The 24,288-nt window shown below is 71.1% G+C and carries 19 protein-coding genes, 3 tRNA genes and 2 pseudogenes; 12 read left to right on the forward strand and 12 right to left on the reverse strand.

All coding sequences use genetic code 11. The annotated features are described in order from the left end of the window. Nucleotides 1-32: 32 nt before the first annotated feature. From ACIOHC_RS02745 to ACIOHC_RS02760, 4 genes are all read right to left on the reverse strand, one after another. Complete coding sequence (locus ACIOHC_RS02745; protein ID WP_351075660.1) at nt 33-1,964, reverse strand: ABC transporter ATP-binding protein; 1,932 nt, start codon at nt 1,962-1,964, stop codon at nt 33-35. Then, nucleotides 1,964-3,697, reverse strand: coding sequence for an ABC transporter ATP-binding protein (locus ACIOHC_RS02750; RefSeq protein ID WP_351075662.1), 1,734 nt, complete (start codon nt 3,695-3,697; stop codon nt 1,964-1,966). The genes ACIOHC_RS02745 and ACIOHC_RS02750 overlap by 1 nt, the downstream gene beginning before the upstream one ends. A gap of 169 nt (nt 3,698-3,866) precedes the next feature. Next, nucleotides 3,867-5,312, reverse strand: a complete 1,446-nt coding sequence (locus tag ACIOHC_RS02755) for an FGGY family carbohydrate kinase (protein ID WP_351075664.1) — start codon at nt 5,310-5,312, stop codon at nt 3,867-3,869. 127 nt (nt 5,313-5,439) lie between these two features. Continuing rightward, a complete protein-coding gene (locus ACIOHC_RS02760) occupies nt 5,440-5,739 on the reverse strand; it encodes a YtxH domain-containing protein (RefSeq protein WP_351075666.1) in 300 nt (99 codons plus the stop codon). 193 nt (nt 5,740-5,932) lie between these two features. On the opposite strand from ACIOHC_RS02760, the gene ACIOHC_RS02765 reads away from it, so the two are divergent. The 6 genes from ACIOHC_RS02765 (at nt 5,933) to ACIOHC_RS02790 (ending at nt 10,438) form a co-directional block, all read left to right on the forward strand. Then, nucleotides 5,933-6,005 (forward strand) — tRNA-Asn (locus ACIOHC_RS02765). A gap of 5 nt (nt 6,006-6,010) precedes the next feature. After that, nucleotides 6,011-6,083, forward strand: a tRNA-Asn gene (locus ACIOHC_RS02770). A 233-nt stretch (nt 6,084-6,316) separates the two neighbouring features. Next, nucleotides 6,317-6,390, forward strand: a tRNA-Ile gene (locus tag ACIOHC_RS02775). Between the two features lie 458 nt (nt 6,391-6,848). Continuing rightward, nucleotides 6,849-7,046 carry a hypothetical protein gene (locus ACIOHC_RS02780; RefSeq protein ID WP_351075668.1) on the forward strand — a complete coding sequence of 66 codons (198 nt, stop codon included), beginning with the start codon at nt 6,849-6,851 and terminating at the stop codon, nt 7,044-7,046. 127 nt (nt 7,047-7,173) lie between these two features. Next, complete coding sequence (locus ACIOHC_RS02785; RefSeq protein WP_389635565.1) at nt 7,174-9,057, forward strand: ABC transporter ATP-binding protein; 1,884 nt, start codon at nt 7,174-7,176, stop codon at nt 9,055-9,057. A 106-nt stretch (nt 9,058-9,163) separates the two neighbouring features. Continuing rightward, nucleotides 9,164-10,438, forward strand: coding sequence for an MFS transporter (locus ACIOHC_RS02790; RefSeq protein ID WP_351075673.1), 1,275 nt, complete (start codon nt 9,164-9,166; stop codon nt 10,436-10,438). Between the two features lie 3 nt (nt 10,439-10,441). On the opposite strand, the gene ACIOHC_RS02795 is transcribed toward ACIOHC_RS02790, so the two are convergent. The 3 genes and pseudogenes from ACIOHC_RS02795 to ACIOHC_RS02805 all read right to left on the reverse strand — a co-directional run. Continuing rightward, the gene (locus tag ACIOHC_RS02795) at nt 10,442-11,803 is read right to left on the reverse strand and encodes a carboxyl transferase domain-containing protein (RefSeq protein WP_351075676.1); all 1,362 of its coding nucleotides are present in this window, start codon (nt 11,801-11,803) and stop codon (nt 10,442-10,444) included. After that, nucleotides 11,796-13,262 carry an acyl-CoA synthetase gene (locus ACIOHC_RS02800; protein WP_389635960.1) on the reverse strand — a complete coding sequence of 489 codons (1,467 nt, stop codon included), beginning with the start codon at nt 13,260-13,262 and terminating at the stop codon, nt 11,796-11,798. Before ACIOHC_RS02800 ends, ACIOHC_RS02795 begins: the two co-directional genes overlap by 8 nt. Before the next feature lie 181 nt (nt 13,263-13,443). After that, a pseudogene (locus ACIOHC_RS02805) lies at nt 13,444-13,862 on the reverse strand (MFS transporter); the annotation flags it as partial. Nucleotides 13,863-13,869: 7 nt separating this feature from the next. Between ACIOHC_RS02805 and ACIOHC_RS02810 the strand changes: the two are divergent. Further along, nucleotides 13,870-14,301 (forward strand): Lrp/AsnC family transcriptional regulator, encoded by a 432-nt coding sequence (locus tag ACIOHC_RS02810; protein ID WP_351075681.1) that lies wholly within the window; start codon nt 13,870-13,872, stop codon nt 14,299-14,301. On the opposite strand, the gene ACIOHC_RS02815 is transcribed toward ACIOHC_RS02810, so the two are convergent. The 3 genes from ACIOHC_RS02815 to ACIOHC_RS02825 form a co-directional block, all read right to left on the reverse strand. Continuing rightward, nucleotides 14,279-15,889 (reverse strand): GAF domain-containing protein, encoded by a 1,611-nt coding sequence (locus ACIOHC_RS02815; RefSeq protein ID WP_365688258.1) that lies wholly within the window; start codon nt 15,887-15,889, stop codon nt 14,279-14,281. The two genes, ACIOHC_RS02810 and ACIOHC_RS02815, sit on opposite strands and share 23 nt — an antisense overlap. Before the next feature lie 21 nt (nt 15,890-15,910). Beyond that, on the reverse strand, nt 15,911-16,948 hold the full coding sequence (locus ACIOHC_RS02820; RefSeq protein ID WP_401841084.1) for a rod shape-determining protein: 1,038 nt from the start codon (nt 16,946-16,948) through the stop codon (nt 15,911-15,913). A 148-nt stretch (nt 16,949-17,096) separates the two neighbouring features. After that, on the reverse strand, nt 17,097-17,663 hold the full coding sequence (locus ACIOHC_RS02825) for a hypothetical protein (protein ID WP_351075689.1): 567 nt from the start codon (nt 17,661-17,663) through the stop codon (nt 17,097-17,099). A gap of 78 nt (nt 17,664-17,741) precedes the next feature. Between ACIOHC_RS02825 and ACIOHC_RS02830 the strand changes: the two genes are divergently transcribed. Beyond that, entirely contained in the window at nt 17,742-18,578 is an 837-nt protein-coding gene (locus ACIOHC_RS02830; RefSeq protein WP_401841087.1) for a hypothetical protein, read from the forward strand. A 69-nt stretch (nt 18,579-18,647) separates the two neighbouring features. On the opposite strand, the gene ACIOHC_RS02835 is transcribed toward ACIOHC_RS02830, so the two are convergent. Then, nucleotides 18,648-19,091 (reverse strand): MarR family transcriptional regulator, encoded by a 444-nt coding sequence (locus ACIOHC_RS02835; protein WP_365688263.1) that lies wholly within the window; start codon nt 19,089-19,091, stop codon nt 18,648-18,650. Nucleotides 19,092-19,239: 148 nt separating this feature from the next. Here ACIOHC_RS02835 and ACIOHC_RS02840 point away from each other — a divergent pair, with 148 nt between their 5' ends. The 4 genes and pseudogenes from ACIOHC_RS02840 (at nt 19,240) to ACIOHC_RS02855 (ending at nt 22,295) form a co-directional block, all read left to right on the forward strand. Then, nucleotides 19,240-20,259 (forward strand): NADP-dependent oxidoreductase, encoded by a 1,020-nt coding sequence (locus ACIOHC_RS02840; protein ID WP_351075692.1) that lies wholly within the window; start codon nt 19,240-19,242, stop codon nt 20,257-20,259. A gap of 90 nt (nt 20,260-20,349) precedes the next feature. Further along, the gene (locus tag ACIOHC_RS02845; RefSeq protein WP_351075695.1) at nt 20,350-20,778 is read left to right on the forward strand and encodes an organic hydroperoxide resistance protein; all 429 of its coding nucleotides are present in this window, start codon (nt 20,350-20,352) and stop codon (nt 20,776-20,778) included. 107 nt (nt 20,779-20,885) lie between these two features. Further along, complete coding sequence (locus ACIOHC_RS02850) at nt 20,886-21,671, forward strand: EI24 domain-containing protein (RefSeq protein ID WP_351075699.1); 786 nt, start codon at nt 20,886-20,888, stop codon at nt 21,669-21,671. 14 nt (nt 21,672-21,685) lie between these two features. Next, nucleotides 21,686-22,295 (forward strand): annotated as a pseudogene (locus ACIOHC_RS02855) (LysE family transporter). A gap of 21 nt (nt 22,296-22,316) precedes the next feature. On the opposite strand, the gene ACIOHC_RS02860 reads toward ACIOHC_RS02855, so the two are convergent. Continuing rightward, entirely contained in the window at nt 22,317-24,269 is a 1,953-nt protein-coding gene (locus ACIOHC_RS02860) for a flavin monoamine oxidase family protein (RefSeq protein WP_401841091.1), read from the reverse strand. Between the last annotated feature and the right edge of the window lie 19 nt (nt 24,270-24,288).

A 24,288-nucleotide genomic window follows, 5' to 3' on the forward strand; every position in this document is an offset into this window, starting at 1 on the left:
CGGTACGGGCCCCGTCACCTGCCGCGCTCGCGTCAGTCGACCTCGGCGACCGCCTGCGCGAACTGCGCCGAATACAGCCGGGCGTACGCGCCCTCGGCATCCAGCAGCTCGTCGTGCGTGCCCTGTTCGACGATCGAGCCGTTCTCCATCACCAGGATGACGTCGGCGTCCCGGATGGTGGAGAGCCGGTGCGCGATCACAAAGCTCGTACGGCCGTGTGCCAGGCGCGCCATCGCCTTCTGGATCAGCACCTCGGTACGGGTGTCGACGGAGCTCGTCGCCTCGTCGAGCACGAGTATCACCGGGTCGGACAGGAACGCCCGCGCGATGGTGATGAGCTGCTTCTCGCCCGCGCTGACACCGGAGCCCTCGTCGTCGATCACCGTGTCGTAACCGTCCGGCAGGGTACGGATGAAGCGGTCGGCGTGGGCCGCCTTCGCCGCCTCCTCGATCTCCTCCCGGCTGACCTCGCGCGAAGCGCCGTACGCGATGTTCTCCGCGATGGACCCGCCGAACAGCCAGGTGTCCTGGAGGACCATGCCGATCCCCGCGCGCAGTTCGTCGCGCGACATGTTCGTCACGTCGACCCCGTCGAGGGTGATCCGGCCGCCCGTCACCTCGTAGAACCGCATCAGCAGATTGACGAGCGTGGTCTTGCCGGCGCCGGTCGGGCCGACGATCGCGACCGTGTGACCCGGCTCGACGTTCAGCGACAGGTTCTCGATGAGCGGCTTCTCCGGGTCGTAACGGAACGACACCTTCTCCAGCGAGACGCTGCCCCGCAGCTCCTCGGGGCGCTCGCCCGTGCCGGGAGCGGGGTCGGCTCCCTGCTCCTCGGCGTCCAGCAGTTCGAAGATCCGCTCGGCCGAGGCGACACCCGACTGCACCAGGTTCGCCATCGAGGCGACCTGGGTCAGCGGCATCGAGAACTGCCGCGAGTACTGGATGAACGCCTGCACATCTCCGATCGACAGTGATCCCGAAGCGACCCGCAGACCACCGACGACGGCGATCAGGACATAGTTCAGGTTGGAGACGAACATCATCAGCGGCTGCATGATCCCGCTGTTGAACTGCGCCTTGAAGCCCGCCTCGTACAGCGCCTCGTTCTGCTCGGCGAAGTCCTTCGCGGACTCCTCCTGCCTGCCGAAGACCTTCACCAGGGTGTGCCCGGTGTACATCTCCTCGATATGGGCGTTGAGCTTGCCCGTCACCTTCCACTGCTGCACGAACTGCGGCTGCGACCGCTTGCCGACCTTCGCGGCCACGACGACCGACAGCGGCACCGTCACCAGCGCGACCAGCGCCAGCAGTGGCGAGACCCAGAACATCACGATCAGCACGCCGACGATGGTGAGCAGGGAGTTGATGAGCTGACCCATCGTCTGCTGCATCGTCTGGGAGATGTTGTCGATGTCGTTCGTCGCCCGGCTGAGCACCTCGCCGCGCTTGGCCTGGTCGAAGTAGGACAGCGGCAGCCGCGAGAGCTTCGTCTGGATGTCCTCACGCAGCTGGAACACGACCCGGTTGATGATCCGGATCGACAGCCTGGTGGCCACCAGCATGAGCAGCCCCGCACCGACATAGACCGCCAGCGCCACCAGCAGGACGTCTCCCACCGCGCCGAAGTCGATGCCGTGACCGGGGACGAAGTCCACCCCGGAAAGCATGTCGGCGAGGCCGCTGTTGGTCTTGCGCAGGCCCTCCACGGCCTGCTCCTTCGTCGTGCCGTCGGGCATCCGCCGGCCGACGACCCCGGCGAACACCAGGTCGGTCGCCCTGCCGAGGATCTTCGGCCCGACCACCGACAGCCCGACGCTCAGCACGCAGGCCGCGAGCATCGCGTACAGCGAGGTCCTCTCCGTGGCGAAGCGCTTCAGCAGCCGCTTCGAGGACCCCTTGAAGTCCATGGACCGGTCGGTCGGAGCCCCGCCCGCCATCATGCGTCCGCCAGGCCCGGCCATTACGCGGCCTCCGCTTCCGTCAGCTGGGAGAGCACGATCTCCCGATATGTTTCATTGCCGTCCATCAGCTCGTGATGGGTGCCGGAGCCGACGACCCGGCCCTCGTCCAGCACCAGGATGCGGTCGGCGTCACGGATGGTGGACACCCGCTGGGCCACGATCACCACGGTCGCCTCGGCCGTCTCCCGCGAGAGAGCCCCGCGCAGCGCGGCATCGGTCGCGTAGTCGAGCGCGGAGAACGAGTCGTCGAAGAGATAGATCTCCGGCCGCTGCACCAGCGTCCTGGCGATCGACAGACGCTGGCGCTGCCCGCCGGAGACATTGGTGCCGCCCTGCGCGATCGGCGCGTGCAGGCCGTGCTCCAGCTCCTCGACGAACTCCTTGGCCTGCGCGACCTCCAGCGCGTGCCACAGCTCCTCGTCGGTGGCGTCCGGGTTTCCGTACCGAAGATTCGTCGCCACCGTCCCGGAGAACAGATACGGCTTCTGCGGAACGAGACTCACGGTCTTCGCCAGCAGCGCCGGGTCCAGAGTCCGTACGTCCGTGCCGTCGACCAGCACCTGACCGTCCGTCACGTCGAACAGGCGCGGTACGAGCCCGAGCAGTGTCGACTTCCCGCTGCCCGTCGACCCGATGATCGCGGTGGTCTCGCCGGGACGGGCCACCAGATCCACCGACCGCAGGACCGGCTCCTCGGCGCCCGGGTAGCGGAAGTCCGCGCCGCGGACCTCCAGATGGCCGTGGGCGCGCAGTTCGCGGACCGGCTCGACGGGCGGAACCACGCTCGACTCGGTCTCCAGGACCTCCTGGACGCGCTCGGCGCAGACCTCGGCGCGCGGCACCATCATGAACATGAAGGTGGCCATCATGACCGACATGACGATCTGCATCAGGTAGGCGAGGAACGCGGTCAGCGCGCCGATCTCCATGCCGCCGCTGTCGATGCGGTGGGCGCCGAACCAGACCACGGCGATCGACGACACGTTCACGACCGTCATCACGGTGGGGAACATCAGCGCCATCAGCCGGCCGGTGGACAGCGCCACATCGGTCAGCTCGTTGTTGGCGCCGCGGAAGCGTTCCTCCTCGTAGCGGTCGCGGACGAACGCGCGGATGACCCGGTTGCCGGTGATCTGCTCGCGCAGCACCCGGTTCACGGTGTCGACCCGCTCCTGCATGGTGCGGAACAGCGGCCGCATCCGCTTGACGATCAGGCTCACCGCGATGCCGAGCACCGGCACCACCGCGAGCAGCACCGCCGACAGCTGGACGTCCTGGCCGAGCGCCATGATGATGCCGCCGACACACATGATCGGCGCCGACACCATCAGTGTGAACGTCATCAGCACCAGCATCTGGATCTGCTGGACGTCATTGGTCGTCCGCGTGATCAGCGAGGGAGCGCCGAACCGTCCGACCTCACGCGCCGAGAACGACTGCACCCGGTCGAAGACCGACGCCCGGACATCACGGCCGAGGGCGGAGGCGGTGCGGGCGCCGTAGTAGACGGCCCCGATGTTGCAGAGGACCTGGGCGATGCTGACGGCGATCATGATGCCGCCGAACTCGAGGATGTACCCCGTGTCCCCCTTGACGACACCGTTGTCGATGATGTCGGCGTTCAGGGTGGGCAGATAGAGGGTGGCGCAGGTCTGCAGGAGTTGGAGGAGGACCAGCAGCAGGATGGGTTTCTTGTACGGACCGAGATAGGCCCGCAGTAGTTTTATGAGCACGCGTGTCTCTCGGAGTCGGCAGAGGTCGGGAGTCGACCCATTTTCCGGCACCGCGCGCTGCGACCGCGAACGTTTTTATTCAAGACCGAGTAAAAAAACAGACCGAGTACATGTGCTGCGGAGCGGCCTCCGTCAGGCGTACCCGGTCCGGTCACCCGGGGTGTGCGGATCAGGGCGCGGAGTCGAACGCCCCCGGATGGATCTGGTCCCGTGTCGCCACGTACTGCTGGCGCACCGCCTGCCCGACCGCCAGCTCCTCGCCCGGCTCCAGGACCTGCGCCGCGGCTCCCTGCCAGGCCGGGGGGGTGTGCGGATCGGCCGTCCCCTGCGAGACCCCCAGCGCCCACGCCGCCTGCCGGGCCGCGCCCAGCGCCGCGTACTCGGCGGGCTGCGGCACGACCACCTGCGTGCCGAACAGTGCGGGCGCGAGCCCCTGCACGGCGGGCAGCTCGGCCGCCGCCCCCAGCAGGAACACCCGTCGCACCTCCGCGCCGCGTCCGCGCAGTACATCGAGCGCGTCGGCCAGCGAGCACAGCATCCCCTCGAACGCCGCCCGCGCCAGATGTTCCGGCTTCATGGACTCGCGCCGCAGCCCGCACAGCGTCCCGGCCGCGTGCGGCAGGTGCGGGGTGCGCTCGCCCTCCAGATACGGCAGGAGTACGAGCCCGGAGGCGCCCGGAGTCGACTTCAGTGCCAGCGCGGACAGCTCCTCCAGCCCCTCCGCGCCCAGCATCTCGGCGGTCCCGCGCAGCGCGCGCACGGCGTTCGACGTGTGCACCACCGGCAGATGCATTCCGGTCGCGTCCGCGAACGAGGTGATCGTTCCGTTCGGATCGGAGAGCGCCTCGTGGTGCACCGCCATGACCGAACCCGAAGCGCCCAGCGACACCACCGCGTCGCCGACCCCGACGCCCAGCCCGAAAGCCGCCGCCATCGTCTCGCCGGTCCCCGCGGAGATCAGCAGCCCCTCGGGCGTCGTCCCGGCCGTGTCGGAGGGGCCGAGCACCTCGGGCAGCGCGACCTGGTGGCCGAGCGCGAGCTCCACCAGGTCGGGCCGGTAGGCGCCGTTGCCCGCCGACCAGTAACCGGTGCCGGACGCGGCACCCCGGTCGGTGGTCCGCCGGACCGGCCGCCCCAGCAGCTGCCACACCAGCCAGTCGTGCGGCTGCAGCACCGAGGCCACGCGCCGGGCCGCCTCCGGCTCGGTCCGCGCCAGCCAGCGCAGCTTCGACACCGGCTGCGCGGCCTGCGGCACCGCGCCGACCGCCTCGGCCCAGGGCTGCCGCCCGCCGAGCGCGTCGATCAGGTCGGCGGCGGCGACCTGGGCCCGCTTGTCGTTGCCCAGCAGTGCCGGACGCACGAGATTGCCCTGGTGGTCGAGTGGTACCAGACCGTGCTGCTGTGCGGAGACGCCGATGGCCTGCACGCCTTCGAGCAGCCCGTCGCCGGCGGCCTCGCCCAGCGAGAGCAGCCATGCCTGCGGGTCGACCTCGGTGGCCTTGGCCTCGACGGGGTGTGCGGCGTACCCCCGGCGCAGCACGGCGCCCGTGTCCGTATCGCAGACCACGATGTGCGTGAAGGCGGAAGAACTGTCCAAGCCGGCGACTATGCCCATGCCCAAGATTCTGCCGCACCGCCGGAGCTTTTCCGTACCGGTGGTGCGGCAGTGGGCGGACGGGTCCGGCGTCCGGGCGGGGCATCCTGCCGGAGCCCGTGGGCCCGGCAGGATGCCGGAAGAGGTCCTATGTGTTGCTGGTGCCCCAGTCGTCCTCGCCGTTCCGGCCGCGGTCCCGCAGGGAGCGCATCCGGTCGGTCACCGAGGCGGGCACCTTCTCGCCGACCTTGTCGCTCACCGCGCGGTACGCCTTGCCGGCCAGGTCACGGCTGCTCCGTGCCGCGGACTCGGCGGTGTTGCGCACGGCCGGATTCTGGGCGAACTGACGTGCGGACTTCTTCATCTGCTCGTAGCGCTCGCGCCCGGCCCGCGTGCCGATCACGTATCCGAGAGCCAGTCCGGCGATGAACGTGAGCCGGTACCGCATGGCTGCCACCCTTCCTTGCTCAGTGCGACGCTCAGTCTGACGTGTGCTGCCCGCCTACCCGCGGGCACCGGGGATCACCCCCGGGCGATACCGATTGGCAAAGCACCCCCCTGCTTGCGCTAATGTATGTGTCGCAGCGAACGCGCGCCGCCCGGCTGAGCCAGGCAGGTAGGGTTCGGTGCAAACGCAGCAATCCCCTGTAGCTCAATTGGCAGAGCAGCCGGCTGTTAACCGGCAGGTTACTGGTTCGAGTCCAGTCGGGGGAGCGCGATCCCCTGTAGCTCAATTGGCAGAGCATTCGGCTGTTAACCGGAGGGTTACTGGTTCGAGTCCAGTCGGGGGAGCGGAACGGAAGAGGACCCTGCGGGGTCCTTTTTCGCGTGCCTGAGGCTGCCCGTCTCCGTGGTGCGGGTGGGGTTCACGTGACTCTTTCGCGTGTACTTCACGCCATCCGGAACCGGGCAGAGGGTGATGCGGTCTTCATGGACAGGTGAAGCCGACCATCCGCAGCGAGAGATCGTATGACCGGCTATGCTGCGGCAGACGGCGCGCACACTTGTACGCGCCACGCCGAAAAGGGGCGGTAGCTCAGCCGGTTAGAGCAGCGGACTCATAATCCGTCGGCCGTGGGTTCGAGTCCCACCCGCCCCACTGCCGCTGATCCGGCAGAAACGTTATGACCTGCGCGTACGCAGGGGATCGGGCCCTCATGGATTCCATGGGGGCCCTCACCATAGCCCTGGAGCGGGATCAAGTGGTCGCGCCGCGTCCCGGCGGGTCGTCAGCCCGGCCCCTCGTGCCGTCAGGACATGTGCGGGCGGCCTCGATTGTGTGCGACGGGCATGGCCGCAAGGCGTCGCCGCGACCCCGTCGTCCGCATCCGTCGCACGGCCCGTCACCTGCAACCGTCACGCGAGGGATCCGTCCGGCTTCTGCCGAGATATCCGTAGAGTCACTCATGGGAACACTCTGAAGGTTTGCGGTATTTCGTGAGTTTTATCCGAATTACGGCTTCTACGAGTTGTTGGTCGTAGGGGGTCGTCGTAGTGTCGGAAGTGCCGCAGCAGGAACAAGGAGCGGCACAGCGACATCCTCCAAAGGAGGCGAAGATGAAGGTTCGCAACATCTTCGACCACGGTGGCAGGGGCCGCGGCGGACGCGGCGGACGTGGCGGACGCGGCGACTTCGGACGCGGCGGACGTGGCGGACGCGGCGACTTCGGACGCGGCGACTTCGGACGCGGCGGACGCGGCGGACGCGGTGGCGGCTACGGCGGCTACGGCGGCTACGGCGGGGGCTACTACTGACCCGACACCCCTGACTCCATCCCCAAAATGGGGCCGACCCGTGCCCGGGCGCGGGTCGGCCCCGCAGTTTGGGGTCCACGCCTATGGAGATGGTCCATAGTCCGAGCACCTCTGTGACGTGACGCCCATGCGCCTGCGCAGCTCGCTCCCGGGCCCAGTGCCCCCCGAGGAGACTTCTCAGGAGTCGGTGACGGACGTACCGATCCGCACCGACCCCATCAGCGTTCTGGTGGCGTTCCGGCGCTTCTGGCCCCTGACCAGGGGTGACCGGCGCTGGCTCGTCCTCATCCTCCTGTGTGCCGTCCTGGCGGCCATCGCCGAGACCATCACGGTTCTGCTCTTTGCCGAACTCACCGACTCCGCCCTGCAGAAGGGCTCGGTCAGCGCCTTCTGGAAACCCGCCGGTCAGTGGCTCGCCGTGGCGGTCATCGGCGCGGTGGTGGGGTATCTGGGCCACTCGGTCGCGGCCTGGGTCGCCGAACGGTTCGTGCTGCGCCTGCGGGCCCGTGTCTTCGGCCATCTCCAGACGCTCCCGCCGCACTTCTACCAACGCAATCGCCGGGGTGACCTGGTGGAGCGGCTGACGGGTGACGTGGAGGCCATCGAGGCGCTCGTGGTCTCCGGCATCGTCGGGGCGGCCTCGGCCCTGTTCAGCACGCTCTTCTACGCCGCCGCCGCTCTGTGGCTGCGCTGGGATCTGGCTCTCGCCACCTTCGTGATGGTGCCGCTCTTCTGGTTCACGACCCGTCGATTCGCCGGCCCGCTGCGCGCGGTCTCCCGGCGGGGCCGCGCGGCGGACGGTGCCATCACGGCCGTGGTCGAGGAGACCCTGGTCAACGTCGTCATGACGCAGGCGTACAACCGGCAGCAGGACGAGGAGGCGCGGCTCCTCAGCAAGGCGCGTATCCGGCTGAAGACGGCGGTGAAGGCCGTCCGCCTCACCGAGTTCTACGAGCAACTGGTCGAAGTCCTCGAAACGTTGTGCGTCCTGACCATCATCGGCCTGGGGGCGTGGGAGATCGCCGCAGGACGGATGACCCTCGGGCAGCTCCTGGCCTTCGCCGCCTTCATCGGCTACCTCTATCCGCCGATCCGCTCCCTGGGCCAGCTCGGTCTGACGGCCACCGCCGCGACCGCGGGAGCCGAACGGCTGCTGGAGATCCTCGACGCCCGGCCCGCCGTCACCGATCCGGCCGCCTCCGTGCCCGCCCCGCCCCGCGGTCGCGCGCTCGGCGAGGTGGAGGTGAGGGAGGTCCTCTTCCACTACCCCGACAGCACCGAACCGGTGCTCCGGGACGTCTCGTTCACCGCGAGCCCGGGGGAGTTGCTGGTCATCACCGGTCCCAGCGGCGCGGGTAAGTCCACCCTGGCGGCTCTGCTGCTGAGGTTCTACGACCCGGACTCCGGCAGCATCCGGCTGGACGGTGTGCCGGTGGACAGGCTGCCGCTGACCCACCTGCGCCGCAACATCACGCTGCTGCCCCAGGACACACTCGTCCTGCACGACACCATCGAGGAGAACATCGGTTGCGGGCGTACCGATGTGAGCCATCGTGACGTCGTGGAGGCCGCGAAGGCGGCCGACGCCCACGAGTTCATCCGCACTTTGCCGGAGGGATATGACACAGTCATCTCCACAGGCACCTCCCGGCTGTCCGGGGGCCAGCTGCAGCGCATCGCGATCGCCCGCGCCATGTTGCGCGACGCACCCGTCCTCCTCCTCGACGAACCCACCACCGGACTGGACAGACTGGCCGCGCAGCGGATCGTCGCCCCGCTGCGCCGTCTCGCCGAAGGGCGCACCACCATCGTCATCACACACGATCTGGCTCTCGCCGCGGACGCCGACCGCATCCTGGTGCTGGACGAGGGACGCCTGGTGGAGTCGGGCACGCACACCCAACTTCTGGGCCGGAAGGGGCTGTACGCCACTCTGTTCGAGCGCCGTGCCCAACCTGCGAACGGCACGGTGTACCAGCCCGTCCGCCCGACGGGGATCCACTGGCGGTAGCCGGAGCGGCCCGTACCGCGTGGGCGGCCGCATCTCCTGACGGGAAGGACGGCCCGGGACGGCCGGTACCCGATGGTGGCCGGACCGCCGGTCGTTACCATCCGCTGTGACCGAAACAGCCGAGACAGCCGAAGAACCCCTGCGCCGCGCACGCATACTCGCCGACCTGACGCCCCTGCGGACCTCCGCCGACTACCGGCGGCTCTGGTTCGGGAACACGGTCTCCTGGATCGGGCAGGGGATGACGGCGCTCGCCGTGTCGCTCCAGGTCTACGACATCACCGGGTCCGCCTTCTCGGTGGGGCTCATCGGGTTCTGTTCGTTCCTGCCGATGGTCGTCTTCGGGCTGTACGGCGGTGCGGTCGCCGACACCATCGACCGGCGCAAGCTGGGGCTGGCCAGCTCCGCGGGGTCGTTCGTGCTCTCCGTCGCGCTGGTCGCCGCCACCGTCGCCGGGGTGGAACAGGTGGGGCTGCTGTACGCGGTCGTCGCCCTGCAGGCGGCCTGCTTCGCGCTCAACGCACCGGCCCGCAGCTCGATGATCGCCCGGCTGCTGCCGGCCGAGCAGCTGCCCGCCGCCAACGCGCTCACCTCCATGACCAGCACCACCGGAACACTGGTCGGACCGATGCTCGGCGGGCTCGTCGTCGGCTGGTGGGGGTACCGGGCCGCGTACACCGTCGACGCCATCACTTTCACCGCCTCGCTGTACGCGATGTGGCGGCTGCCCTCGATGCTCCCGCAGCGCGAGGAGGGCGCGGGCGACAAGCGGGCGTCCGTCGCGGACGGGCTGCGGTTCCTGGCGGCCAGGCCCAATCTGCGGATGACCTACCTCACCGACCTGTGTGCCATGGTGCTGGCCCATCCCCGGGCGCTGTTCCCCGTGGTCGCCGTCGTCTGGTTCGGCGGGGACGCGAAGACCACCGGGCTGCTGGTCGCCGCTCCGGCGCTGGGGGCGCTGCTCGGCGGGGTCTTCTCCGGCTGGCTGGGACGCGTCCGCCGCCACGGACTCGCCGTGCTCGTCGCCGTCGCCTGCTGGGGCACCGCCATCGCGGTCTTCGGTCTGACCCGCCAGCTCTGGCTCGGGCTGATCCTCCTGGCGCTCGCCGGATGCGCGGACAACACCTCGATGGTCTTCCGGAACACCATGCTCCAGGCGGCCGTTCCGGACGAGATGCGAGGACGGCTGCAGGGCGTGTTCATCGTCGTCGTGGCGGGCGGACCGAGGCTCGGGGACTTCGTGGCCGGATCGGTCGCCGATCTGACCACGCCCGGCATGGCGGTGACCGGCGGCGGGATCGCGTGTGTCGTCGCCGTGTCACTGCTGGGGCTGCGGTGGCGCGGGTTCGCGCGGTACGACGCGAAGAACCCGCAGCCCTGAGGCTCAGCCCCGCGACGGCCGGGGGGCCAGGACGCTCCGGGCGATGCCCAGTTCCACCAGGTCCTGGGGGCGAAGGCGCAGTTGGTCGGCGGTGGCACGCACCTCGTCCGGATCACGCTTCAGGATCGCCGCCGCCAGTTCCGGGGCGATGACCGAGAAATAGCTGTCCCGGGTGGCATGGGTGTTCCCCGGTGACGCGAGCGCCAGCGCGCCGCCCGAACCGCCCTCGCCGATCACCAGGGTCGTGATCGGGACCCCGGCCCCGGCGATCGCCGCGAAGGCGTCCGCGATGGCCGCGCCCGCGCCCGCCCGTTCCGCTTCGGCGTCGTTCGCCGCGCCCGGGGTGTCGATCAGGGTGAGCACGGGAACGCCGAGCCGGTCGGCCAGCCGGATCACCCGGGCCGCCGTGCGGTAACCCGCCGGACGGGTCGCGGTGCCGCACTGGGCGACGTACGCGATCGTCCGCCCGTCGCGCCGCCCGAAACCGCAGCGCAGCCCCGGATCCGTACCACCGCAGCGATCGCCGCTGAGCGGCAGCAACTGGTCGAAGTACGCGTCCAGATACGCCTCGGCGCGGGGCCGGGAGGGGGAGCGGGCCTGCCGGACCGCGTCCCAGCCGGTCACCGGGAGGCCCGTGGCGCAGAGGGCGTCCGGCACGGGAGCGGGCTCGGGGGCCCGGGAACCGTCGGCGTGGAGCGCCCGCAGCCAGCCGGCCACCGTCCGCGGGAGCTCCGCCCGGGGGACGACCGCGTCGATCTGGCCCGCGGCCAGCTGACCCTCGGCGGTGTAGGCGTGCGGATCCGCGTCCACGGGCCGCACCCGCGAGCCGGCGAACCCGACCTGGGCGCCCGGCAGCGCCAGGATCACATCGGCACCGGCCCCCAGCGTGGCCCAGCCGCCGCCCGTCGTCGGGTCGCGCAGGACCGCGAGCTGCGCGGGACCGGCCGCCCGCAGCCGTGCCGAGGCGCGGGCCACGCGGTGCAGCTGGGTCAGGGCGACCATGCCCTCCTGCATCCGGCTGCCGCCCGTCGCGATCAGCGAGACCAGCGGAAGCCCCGAGGTCCGGGCGGCCTCGTAGGCGGCCTCCAGCCGGTCCCCGGTGGACCGGCCCAGCGAGCCGCCCAGGAAACCGAACTCGAACGAGACCAGGACACAGCGCATGCCGTCCACGGAGGCCAGGCCGTGGACCACCGACTCCACCTCGCCGGTACGGGCGGCGGCGCGGGCCAGGGAGTCCGCGTACCCGGCCCAGGAGAGGGGGCCGTCCCCGGCGCTGTCGGGGCCGGGGGCGGCGGATGCGGTGAACTCCTCGAACTCGGTGGTGACGGCCGCGATCGCCGCCCGCGCCGTCAGCCGCTCAGACACCGAGCGACCGCTTCATGATCTTGCCCAGGTCGTTGCGGGGCAGCGCCTCCAGACAGCGGACCGTACGCGGGCGCTTGTGCGGGGCCAGCTGGGCGGCCACATGGTCCGCGAGTTCGTCCTCGGCCGGGGGCGCGGCGGGGTCGGCCGGCACCACCCAGGCGACGATCCGCTCGCCCAGATCCGGATCCGGCTCGCCGGTGACGGCGACCTCGCGGACGCCCGGGTGATCGAGGAGCGCGTTCTCGATCTCACCGGCGCCGATCTTGTACCCGCCGCTCTTGATCAGATCGGTGGCCTTGCGGCCGACGATCCGTACGTAGCCGTCGGGGTCACGGGTGGCCATGTCTCCCGTACGGAACCAGCCGTCCCCGGTGAGCGCGGCGGCCGTGGCCTCGGGGCGGTTGAGATAGCCGGTGAAGAGGTTCGAGCCGCGCACCTGGATCTCGCCGATGGCGTCGGGGTCGGGGTAGGTGAGGACGGTGCCGTCCTCCTCGACCAGACGGAGCTCCACGCCGCGCAGGGGCGCGCCGACCGTGCCGGGGCGCGGCTCGCCGTCGGCCCGGACGCCGGTGTTCATCAGGGTCTCCGTCATGCCGTAGCGCTCGATGACCCGGCGGCCCGTCGCCGCCGCGATCCGCTCGTGGTCGTGTACCGGCAGCGCGGCCGACCCGGACACCAGCAGCCGGGCCCCGGCCAGTGCCTTGGCCAGCCCGGCCGTGCCGGGGCCGGAAGCGTCGAGGGCCTCGGCCAGCCGGTGGTACATGGTCGGTACGCCGAAGAGCATCGTGCCGCCGGACGACAGTTCCCGGGCCACCCCGTCGGTGGAGAACCCGCCCAGGTGCCGCACCGATCCGCCACGGCGCAGCGGCCCGAGCACGCCCAGGATCAGACCGTGCACATGGAACAGCGGCAGGGCGTGGACGAGCACGTCGTCGCCGGTCCACTGCCAGGCGTCCTCCAGCGCGTCCAGCGACGCGGCGATGGCCCGGCGCGGCAGGACCGCCCCCTTGGGCGGGCCCGTGGTGCCGGAGGTGTAGACGATCAGCGCGGGGGACTCGGGGGAGGGCTCGGGCAGCGCGGCGCCCTCCTGGCCGTCCGGGGCGGTGTCGACGTCGATGCGGTCCAGGGCGGCCAGCGCGGGCGGGAGCACGTCCCCCGCCCCGGCCAGCACCACGCCCGGTTCGCTGTCGGCCACGATGTGCCCGAGCTCACGCGTCCCCGTCCTCGGGTTCAGCGGCACCGCCGGCACCCCGGCCCGCAGCGCCGCCACGACGGCGACCACGGTCCCGGGCGTGGGAGTGGCCCAGACGGCGACCCGGCCGACGCCGGTCAGACGGGCGGCGAGCGCGGCGGAGGCGTCGGCCAGCCGGGCGTACGTCATGGAGTGTTCACCGAACCGGATGGCCTCCCGGACGGAAGCGTCGGCCGGTACGCACAGGAGAGGAGTCACCCACCGCACCCTAACGGCCTCGCCCACGATGGGCACTGGTGTCGCGGTGTCCGGGACCTCCGCCCCCGGCGTCGTCGTCAGTCGCCGACGCTCCGCGTCGACTCCCTCCTCCGCCTTGGATTCGAAGGCCCCGGACGCCGTTCCTTCTTCCACTGCCCATCGTGGGCGAGGTCGTCATGGTCTGCCCCCACCCCCGTTCCGCGGGCGGGAACCACGAGTTGACCAGCGGGACGCCGATCGCGAACGTCGTACCGCCCAGGCCCAGCAGAAAGCCCACGACGAGCATCGCGCCGTAGGAGTCCTTCGCCGGGATCAGCAGCAGCACGGGCACGACGGTCAGCGCCGAGACCAGCGGGAACATCAGCCGCGCACCATATTTGTCGGTGAGCGCGCCCACCGGGATCCGGCCCACGAACCGACCAGCACCGGAATCGCGACCAGCAGCGACTGCTCGAACGAGGTCAGCCCCAGCCGCTCCTTGTACTCCGCGGACATGGGCGCGATCAGGTCCCAGGCCCGGAAGGTCAGTCCGAAACCGATCGTGGCCGTCACGAGATCGCGACTCCGGACGCGACGTGCGAAGCCATGAATCGGACAAAGCTGCGACAATCGCGGTATGGACCGGCTGGACAGGGAAATCCTCGGCATCCTGCAGGAGGATGCCCGGATCTCGTACCGCGATCTGGGTGTGCGGGTGGGACTCAGCGCGAACGCCGCGGCCGACCGGGTGCGGCGGCTGCGGCGCGACGGGGTCATCCGCGGCTTCACCGTGATCATCGATCCGGCCGCCGACACCCGTACGGGCCTGGTCGTCTTCATCGATGTGACACTGCGGATCGACACGACGAACGAGGTGTTCGAACGGTCGGTGCTCGCCCTGCCCGGCATCACCGAGGTGATCCATGTGACCGGCGGCCACGACTATCTCGTGCGGGCCACCGTCGCCGACACCGCGGCCCTGGACGGACTGCTGCGCAGGTTGAAGCGGGAAGCCGGAGTCGCCCACTCCAACACCCGCATCGCGCTCAGAGCGGCGCCTGCCAGATGACGGTCGACGAGCGCGAGCCGCCCTCGTCGCGGCCGTCGTCGGCCACGGCCAGCCGTACCGCGGGCCGCCCGTCCGGCAGCAGCGTCGTCGCGTCCACCTCCACCTCGATGGCCGACACCCCCGCCCGCCGGTGCGCGGCGGCGAGCGCGCCGCGCAGCGCGGCGAGGAGCTGCCGGTCCACGGGCTCCCGGACCAAGGCGTCGACCGCCCCGTTGAAGTGCACCGAGGGCTGGAAGCCGAGGACGGCCGCGGCGCCCCCGGTCTCCCGCAGCACCAGCCCGCGGAAGGTGGCGGGGGACTCGGCGGGCGGCTGCTGGAGGGCGAAGATCGCCGTCCGTACTTCCTGAATGGTCGAGTCCAGCTCGTCGACGGCCCTGCCGAGCAGCTCGTCGGTCTCCGGGGCGGTGACCCTGCGGCGGGTCGACTCCAGCATCATCTCGGTCGCGAACAGCCGCTGGACGACCAGGTCGTGCAGATCCCGGGCGATCCGGTCCCGGTCCTCGTACACCGCGAGCTGTTCCCGGTTGTGCTGGGCGTCCGCCAGGACCAGGGCGAGCGCGGCCTGCGAGGCGAACTGCGAGGCCAGCTGCCGGTCCACGGCCGTGTACGGGCGGGCGCCGCGCCGCCGGGGCAGGGCGAGAGTGCCGATCAGCCGCCCACCGCTCTGCAGCGGCAGCATCATGCTGGGGCCGAACCGCGACCGCACATGCGTCGTCATCCGGGGGTCGGTCGCCGAGTCCTCGATGAAGACCGGCTCCCCGCCGAGCAGTTGGACCAGAACGGCGGAGCCGGGCTCGATGGTCGTACCGACGATCCCGGCCGGGTCGTCGAGCGTGGACGCGGTGACGATCTCCATCCCGCCCTCCTTGTTCGGCTGGAGGATCACCCCGGCACTGGCGTCGGCGAGCGTTCTGGCCGCTTCGGCGACGGTCATCAGCGCGTCGGCCGCGTTCCCGCCCGTCAGCAGGGTGGTGGTGACGGCGGCCGCCCCCTCGATCCAGCGCTCCCGCTGCCGGGCCGCCTCGTACAGCCGGGCGTTGCCGATCGCGATTCCGGCCTGCGAGGCCAGCACCCGTAGCAGCGCCATGTCCGTGTCGGTGAAGCGGCCGGTGCGTTTCTCGGTGAGGTAGAGATTCCCGAAGACCTGGCTCTGCACCCGGATCGGCGCCCCGAGGAAGGAGTGCGCGGGCGGATGGCCGGGCGGCACCCCGCAGGATCGCGGGTCGGCGGACAGGTCGTCGCAGCGCAGCGGCTGCCCCTCGTCGATGAGGACGCCGAGCATCCCCGTGTGTCCGTCCGGGAGGCGGCCGATGCGCCGGCGCCCCGCGTCGTCGAGGCCGGAGGTGAACAGCTCGCTGATGGTGCCGAGTCCGGGATCGAGCACGCCGAGCGCGCCGTACCGGGCGCCGGTCAGCGCGGTGGCGGTGTCCACGAGCTGCTGGAGAGTGGCGCGCAGTTCGAGAGCGGTGCCGACGCTCAGCACCGCTTCCAGGAGCACCGGCAGCCGGGGCGACGGCGCGGTGCCGGACGGGGCGGTTGTTCCCTCGTCCGAGGGCCCCGCGGCCGTGTTCGCCGCGTCTTCGGTCATGCGCCGCACCCCCCGAGGTGTTCAGCAGGCGAGCGGGTCGAGGACCAGCGGCTGGATCTGACCGTCCAGCATGGCGCCGAGTCCCAGCACGGAGCACACGTCGGGCCGCTCCGCGATGTGCACGGGCACGCCCGTGGCCTCCCGCAGCCTCTGATCGAGACCGGGCAGCAGTGCGCTGCCGCCGACCATCATGATTCCGCAGTCGGCGATGTCGGCGACCAGGTCGGGCGGGCAGTCCCGCAGGATCTTGCCGAGACCGTCGAGCACCGCGGTCAGCGGCGCGTGGATGGCCTGTCGCACGGCAGCGGTGTCGACACGCACCGAGCGGGCCAGGCCGGTCGCCACGTCACGGCCGTGGATCTCGGTCGTGGTGGGCCCGCGCGCGGCCAGGCCGCTTCCGCTGAGCGCCACTTGCAGCGGGCGTACGGACTGGCTCGGCAGCATCAGATCGTGGTGCTGGCGCAGATGCTGGATCACCGCGTGGTCGATGGCGTCGCCGCCGATCGGGATGCGTGCGGCGGTCACGATCGAGCCGAGGGAGAGCACGGCGATCTGGGTGGTCGCCGCCCCGCACACCATGATCATGGAGGCGGTCGGCTGCTCGACGGGGAGCCCGCAGCCGACGGCCGCCGCGATCAGTGTGTCGACCAGCTCGACCCGCCGGGCACCCAGCCCGACCAGGGTCTCGACGGTGGCCCGCTGGGCGAGCGGATCGCTGTCGTGCGGGGTGCAGGCGGCGGCCCGCAGCCGGGGCTTGCGGCGCAGTTGGCGGCGGAGCTTCTCGCCGAGCAGTTGGCGCAGCATGCGCTGGGCCATCTCGATGTCGATGACCGTTCCGCCGGTCACCGGGCGGACCACCCGGATGTAGTCGGGGGTGCGGCCCGTCATCTGTTCGGCGAGTTCACCGACGGCGATGAGGGAGCCGGTGCGGGTGTTCACGGCGGCGGCGCTCGGTTCGTCGACGACGAGTCCGGGCCCCTTGACATACACGCGGGTCCGGGCGGCCCCGAGGTCGACGGCGACATGGCAACGGCGCAATTGCTCAAGGCTGACGGTCACGGCGGGTTCTCCCGGGAGCGCGGATGGGGGTACCGGCGGCAGCCGGCCCTCCTGGCATCGTGCGCCGTTCGGAGTCATCGCGCGCGTCGGGGTGAGCCGTAGGGGGGACGGGGCTGACGGGGTGACAGCGGAGCGGCGTACGCGGAGGTCAGCCGGGCAGCAGTCGCTGGAACAGCCCCCAGGTGAATTCCGCGACATGGCATTCACCCGTTCCGGGCGCGGTGATCGCGAGTGCCCACCGGGTCGGCGCGCCGCCCTCCATCGGGCGGGCCGGTGCGAAGGCCCGTGCGACCTCGTCCACCGTGGCCGACCAGGGACGCAGATCCTCGACCGCGCGCAGTTCGGGACCCGCCCTCCCCGGCGTCCGGACGAGCCATTCGTTCCATACCGCCCCGCCCGGCGCGACCATCACCTCGAAGCGCAGATCCGGCCAGAGCGGCACCGGCCACAGCAGCGCGTCGCACTCCAGGTCGCCGATCGTGCGGTGCGTGGACGATTCGGGCTCGCCGAGCACCGAACGGTAGCGGCGCAGGGCGCCCCGTCCGCGGGGCGCCCGCACCATGGCCTGCCAGCGGCGGTTGGCCTCGCGCATCTCGGCGAGCGAGGCGCTCAGCTCCTGCCGGGCGTCGGCGACGAGATCCGGTTGATGGTCGGCCATCCGGCGCAGCAGGACGAGCTGGAACTCACGAGGGCCGAAAGGCGGGTTCGCGGTCACGGAATCAACAGTTCCACACAGAACCCTCACACGAGCGGCTTTCTAGGTTGTCCTTTTGGCATCTAATCTGCGGGCGCCATGGATTATTGCCACCCGTGTCAGCGGCATCTCAACGGTGCCCTGGCCTGTGCCGGATGCGGAACCCCCGTCGAGGCGCTGAGCCCGTACGTCACGCCCGCGTTCTCCGGTCACGAGCCGGACGCGGTGCACGAGACGTCCGCACCGCTCCGTCCCGGCGGCCGACGCCGCCGGGGGCACGGTGCCGACCGGCCCGCGCGCGCCACCCACGGATCCCGCGGGGCGGACCGACGGGGCGGGGGAGAGGTGCCCGACGCCCGGGAGGGGCGCGGCCGGCGCGCGCATCGTCGCCGCGGCCGGACGGCTTTGTTCGCCGTCCTCGGCGTGGTGCTCGCCGCCGGGGTGCTGAGCCTGGCCCAGCTGGCCATCGAGCCGAACGGCGACGACCGCGCCTCGGACTACGTACGCGAATCGACCGAGGTCACGTCCGAACCGGCCCCGAACCCTTCGGCGAGCGACGCGCCCGAGCGGCCCGGTCCGGTCGACGGTCCCTCCATGCTCCCGGTGACCGATTCGCATCCCGCCGACGCCACGGGTGCGGGCGCGGGCACGGCGACCGGCGACGCCCGCCCCGAGGGCTCCGGCGCCGAGCCCGGCCCGGCCTCCGCCGCACCCCCGGGTGCCACGGACGATCCGTCGCCCGACCCCGACCCCGACCCCGGCGCCGACGAGGAAACACCCGCCGACCCGGCGGACCCCGACCGACCCGGCGGTGGTCCGACCCGGCCGGCACCGGCGACGTCGGCCGGCCCCGGCCCCCGCCCCACCCCCACCCCCACCCCCACCCCGGCACCGACCCGGTCCGAGACGTGCTGGTTCCTCTTCTTCTGTTCGTGAGCGGTCCGTACCGGTCCGTCCGGTCGCGTGGCTGGAGGCCGCGCCATGTCCCCAGCCGCCGGACGGGCCTCAGCCGCCGGACGGGCCCGACTCGCCCAGCATCCGCCGCAGCAGGTCCCGCAGTACGGTCCGGTCCTCGTCCGACAGCTCGGCCAGGGGCTCTCGGGCGAAGGTGAGCGAATCGCGCAGTTGCTGCGCCGTGCGGGCACCCTTCTCCGTCGGGGCGGCCAGCTTCACCCGCCGGTCGGCCGGATCCGGCCTGCGCTCGACCAGTCCGCGCGACTCCAGCCGGTCGACGATCCCGGTGACGTTCGACGGCTCGCACTTCAGCTTCTTGGCGATCCTGCGCATGGGCATCGGCTCCAGGGAGAGCAGCCCCAGGACGCGCGCCTGGGCGCCGGTGAGCGAGTGGGCCGCAGCGGCCTCGTCGTACTCCTCGTAGTAGCGCGCCACGACGGTGCCGATGAGTTCGACGACTTCGAGGGTCAGAGGGTCTGTCCGGGGGGTGGCCATGACACCCAGGATAACCATTTACTTGACAATATGAAATATTGAGGAGCATGGTTGTTTCACATCGTGAAGCATTATTGGTTTCCCGGTCGGCCCCGGCAGGCCGGCGAAGCCCCCCCACCCCGTGAGGCATTGAGGAGACCCCGAGCCCATGTCTGCAGCACTTCCCACGTCCGGCCGCGAATGGCATCTGGTCGCCCGCCCCCACGGCTGGCCGAAGGCCGAGGACTTCGCGCTGCGTGAGGCCCCGGTCACCGCCCCCGGCGAGGGGCGCGTCCTGGTCCGCAATCTGCACTTCTCGGTCGACCCCTACATGAGGGGAAGGATGAACGACGTGAAGTCGTACGTTCCGCCCTTCGAGCTCGACCGCCCCATGGACGGCGGCGCGGTCGGTGAGGTCATCGCCTCGAACGCGGAGGGCATCGCGGTCGGCGACCACGTCCTGCACGGCCTCGGCTGGCGCGAGTACGCCGAGGTCCCGGCCGGGCGCGCCGTGAAGGTCGATCCGTCGCTCGCCCCGCTCTCCGCCTATCTCGGCGTGCTCGGCATGACCGGACTCACCGCCTACGCGGGGCTGTTCGAGGTCGCCTCGTTCAAGGAGGGCGACGCCGTCTTCGTCTCCGGCGCGGCCGGTGCGGTCGGCAGCCAGGTGGGCCAGATGGCGAAACTCAAGGGCGCCTCGCGGGTCATCGGCTCGGCCGGTTCCGACGAGAAGGTCAAGCTCCTCGTGGAGGAGTACGGCTTCGACGCGGCCTTCAACTACAAGAACGGCCCGGTCGCCGAGCAGCTGCGCGCAGCCGCCCCCGACGGCATCGACGTCTACTTCGACAATGTCGGTGGCGAGCACCTCGAAGCGGCGATCTCCTCGCTCAATGTGCACGGCCGCGTCACCGTCTGCGGAATGATCGCCCAGTACAACGCCACCGGGCCGACCCCCGGCCCACGCAACCTCGCCCTGGTCATCGGCAAGCGGCTGCGCATCCAGGGCATGCTCGTCGGCGATCACGCCGCGCTCCAGCCGCAGTTCGTCCAGGAGGTCGCCGGCTGGCTGGCCTCGGGCGAGCTGAAGTACCGCGAGACCTTCGTCGAGGGCATCGAGAACGGCTTCGACGCCTTCCTCGGTCTGCTGCGCGGCGAGAACACCGGGAAGATGATCGTTTCCCTCGCCTGACAGCCGCTCCGGCGCAGGCGTTAGGCTCATCCACAGGCCGTCGCGATCGTGGGCGCGAGTCGCGGCGCACAGCAGAAGGATATTTCCGACATGGCTCTTCAGGACATCACCGTTGCCTACACCGCCGTCGCCACCGCCGAGAACGGCCGTGACGGCCGCGTCTCGTCCGACGACGGCAACCTCGATGTCATCGTCAACCCGCCCAAGGCCATGGGTGGCAGCGGCGCAGGCACCAACCCGGAGCAGCTCTTCGCGGCCGGTTACAGCGCCTGCTTCCAGGGCGCCCTCGGGGTCGTGGCCCGTCAGGAGAAGGCCGACATCTCCGGCTCCACGGTGACCGCCGCGGTCTCCATCGGCAAGACCGCCGAGGGCGGTTTCGGCCTGGAGGTCGCGATCAGCGCCACCATCCCGAACGTCGACGCCGCCACCGCGCAGTCGCTCGTCGAGAAGGCCCACCAAGTGTGCCCGTACTCGAATGCCACGCGCGGCAACATCAAGGTCGAGCTGTCGGTCGCCTGACCGCTCACCGCCGACCGAGGGCCGCACCCCGCCGGGGTGCGGCCCTCGGCCATGCACCGGCCGCACCGTGACGGGAGCGGCCCCCGGCCCCCCAGTACGCTGACGCCATGCGTGATCTAGGGGCGGGCTTCGGCTACTTGATAAAGGGACAGCGCTGGGTGGGCCGGCACGGCCGCTGGTTCGGCTTCGGGCTGCTGCCCGGCCTCATCACCCTCGTGCTGTACGTGGCGGCGCTCGTCGGCCTCGGCCACGGCGCCGACGACCTGGTGTCCTGGGCGACGCCCTTCGCCGACGACTGGTCCGCGCCCTGGGCCGGTCTGCTCCGCACCACCCTGACCGTGCTGGTCCTCGCCCTCGGGCTCTTCCTCGCGGTGATCACGTTCACCGCGGTGACGCTGCTGGTCGGCCAGCCCTTCTACGAGTCGCTGTCCGAGCAGGTCGACCGTACGGAGGGCGGCGAGGTCCCCGAGTCCGGGCTGTCGCTCTGGCGCGAGCTGTGGATATCCGCCCGCGACAGCATCCGCATCCTGGTGCGGGTGGGGCTGTACTCGGCGCTGCTCTTCGCCCTCGGGTTCATTCCGGTCGTCGGCCAGACCGTCGTCCCGGTGATCGGCTTCTGCGTCACCGGCTACTTCCTCTCCGAGGAGCTCACCGCCGTCGCCCTCCAGCGCCGCGGCGTGGTCCTGAAGGACCGCCTCGACCTGCTGCGCGGGCGCCGCATGCTGACCCTCGGCTTCGGCGTACCGCTGGGGCTCGCCTTCCTGGTCCCGTTCGTGGCCGTCTTCCTGATGCCGGGCGCCGTCGCCGGGGCCACGCTGCTGGCCCGGGACCTGGTCGCGGCCGACGAGGACGAGGGCGCGGCCCCCGCCCCGTACACCCTCGACAAGGGCTGAGGGGATCCGTCCCCATGGCCGAGATCGTCGCCGTCGCCGTCATCACGGTCCTCGCCGTCATCAGTCCGGGCGCGGACTTCGCGACGGTCGTCCGCAACAGCTGCCTGTACGGCCGTACGACGGGACTGCTGGGGGCCGTCGGAGTCGCCGCGGGTGTGCTCGTCCACGTCACGTACACGATGCTCGGCGTCGGGCTGCTGATCGCCTCGTCCACCGCCCTGTTTCACCGCGATGAAGCTGGTCGGCGCGGCCTATCTCGTCCACATCGGGGTACGGACCTTCCTCGCCCGCGACGATCTCGGAATCGACCTGGACTCGAAGCCGCGGTTGACCCGGCTCGCGGCCCTGCGCACCGGATTCCTCACCAACGCACTGAACCCCAAGACCACGCTCTTCGTCGTGTCGACCTTCACCCAGGTCGTCGGGCCCACGACCGGCCTGTGGGAGCAGGCCGGTTACGGGTTGTTCATGTCCGTCGCGCATCTCGGCTGGTTCGGCCTGGTCGCGCTGTTCTTCTCGAACGCGCGGCTGCGCGCCGCGGTGCTGCGGTGGCAGAAGGCCCTCAACCGGGGCATCGGAACGGTGCTCGTCGGACTGGGCGTCACCCTGGGCCTGGCCCGCTGAGCGACGCCCGCCCGACCGGGTTCAGCTGGTGTGCACCTCCAGCGCGGACCGGACCGCGGACTCCAACGCCCCTTCGATCCAGGCCGGTTTGACCGAGGTGTGGCAGCCGGCGAAGTGCAGCGGCCCCTCGACCGACCGCACGTCGGCGAACAGCTCGGTGTGCTGGCCCGGCAGCAGGACCGACGCCTCGCCGTACGCGTACGGATCGCGCATCCACGACTGGGTGGCGCCGACGCCGGTGTAGAAGACCTCGACGCGCTGCCCGTACACGTCCTGCACCCCGCCCAGGGCGTGCGGATAGCGCTCGTCGTCGTCCAGCGAGTCCCACTTCAACGCGTCGTCGGCCCAGCTGTACGAGGCGAGGACCACGCCGCCCGCGCTCTTCTCGACCGGGTGGGACGGCTGGAACATGAAGCGGTTGGGGTTGTCGGTGACCGATCCGCCGCCGATGACGTGCGCCGCCTCGGGCTGGTTGCGGGCGTCGGCGCGGTACGCCGCGTAGTGCACGCGCTGGTTGGGCGGGAGGTGCCCGGGGGGTACGGAGGGGTGGGCGCCCAGCAGCGAGCCGTCGGCCGGTGCCTTGCCCCGACGGTAGGCGTCGTACAGGCCGGGCCTGATCCTCTCCAGCTCGGTCTTCCAGTCCTTCTCCTCGAACTCCCACCAGCGGCGGCTGAATTCGAGCAGCACCTTGGTCGCCGCGTCGTAGTGGATCTCGGTGATCGCGCGCCGCTTGCCGTACGAGAGCGCGGGAGCGACCGGGATGTGGCGCAGTCCGGAGAACGGCACGGTGATGATCGCCCGGTCGCCGGTGAACGTCTCGCGCACGAGCGGCTTGCCGTCGCGTCCCTCGGACACCGTCTCGACCCGGACGCCGCCCGCGCCGTGGCTGATCCTGGTGGCCCGGCGGTCCAGCCGCACGATGTCCTTGACCCGCTCGTACATCGCGTCGGCGAGCGTGGCCGTGCCGCCCGGCAGTTCGAAGAACGCTGTGTCCGGGCTGATCAGCGAGGCACCGATGAAACTGTGCACAAAGGCGAGATGGAGCCGGGAGGTGAGGTTCTCGACCGTGCCGATGAGGTCGATGGTCCGCTCGTCGAGTTTGGCGGCCTCGGTCAGGAAGCGGTACATCGACCAGTGTCCGTACCGCTGGATCACCCTCGCCCAGCCCTTGACGAGCTCGCTGCCCTCCTTGCCCTCGAACTCCTGGCGCACGGGGGCGAAGGCCTCGCGCACGATCGTCGCGGCGGTCTTGTTCTCGAACTCCGCGGGGACGCCGAACGAGCGGTTGATCGCCTGCGGCTTCGCCGCGTAGTCGGCCTTGCGCATCCGCACGCCGTTGACGTGGATCCAGGTGCGGTTGACGGGCCGGCCCTCGGCGTCGACATCGACCAGGTAGAAGCGGCGGCGCTTCAGGTCGAAGCCGTCGATGAGTCCGGTGACCAGCGGGTGGCTGTCGGGGATCCGCATGGCACCGGCTTCTGCGTACTGGTGCGGGTCCGCGAACGGCGCTTTCGCGTTCTCGTGGCCGCCCTTGCGGAAGGTCTTGATCCGGCCGCCGACGCGGTTGCCGTTGGCCTCGATCACGGTGACGGTGTGCCCGGCGCTGCGGAGCAGATGGGCGGCGGTGAGCCCGGCCGGGCCCGCGCCGACGACCAGCACCTTCTTGGGGGCCTTGCGGCTGCGCGGCAGGCCCTTGGACAGCAGGATGTCGCGGTAGTGGGGGACCAGCGGCTGGTCCTGTTCGTCGCGTACGAGGATGGCGCGGGCGATGGTCAGGCAGGCCGCCCAGTCCGATCCGGCGGCCGCCGGTGCGAGCGCGGTGCCGGATGCGGCGGCGCCGACGGCAGCGGGGGGGGCGGCACTTGCGGTGCCGACGGCGGTCGAGGCAAGGGCGGCGGCACCGGCGGCGGCGCCCGTGAGCACGGTGCGTCGGGAGGGCGGGCCGGAGGGAGGTCCGGCGGTCTCGGAAGTCATGCGCCCCACCCTGGGGCGC

It is taken from the genome of Streptomyces sp. NPDC088252 (genome assembly GCF_044740965.1).
GTDB lineage: Bacteria > Actinomycetota > Actinomycetes > Streptomycetales > Streptomycetaceae > Streptomyces.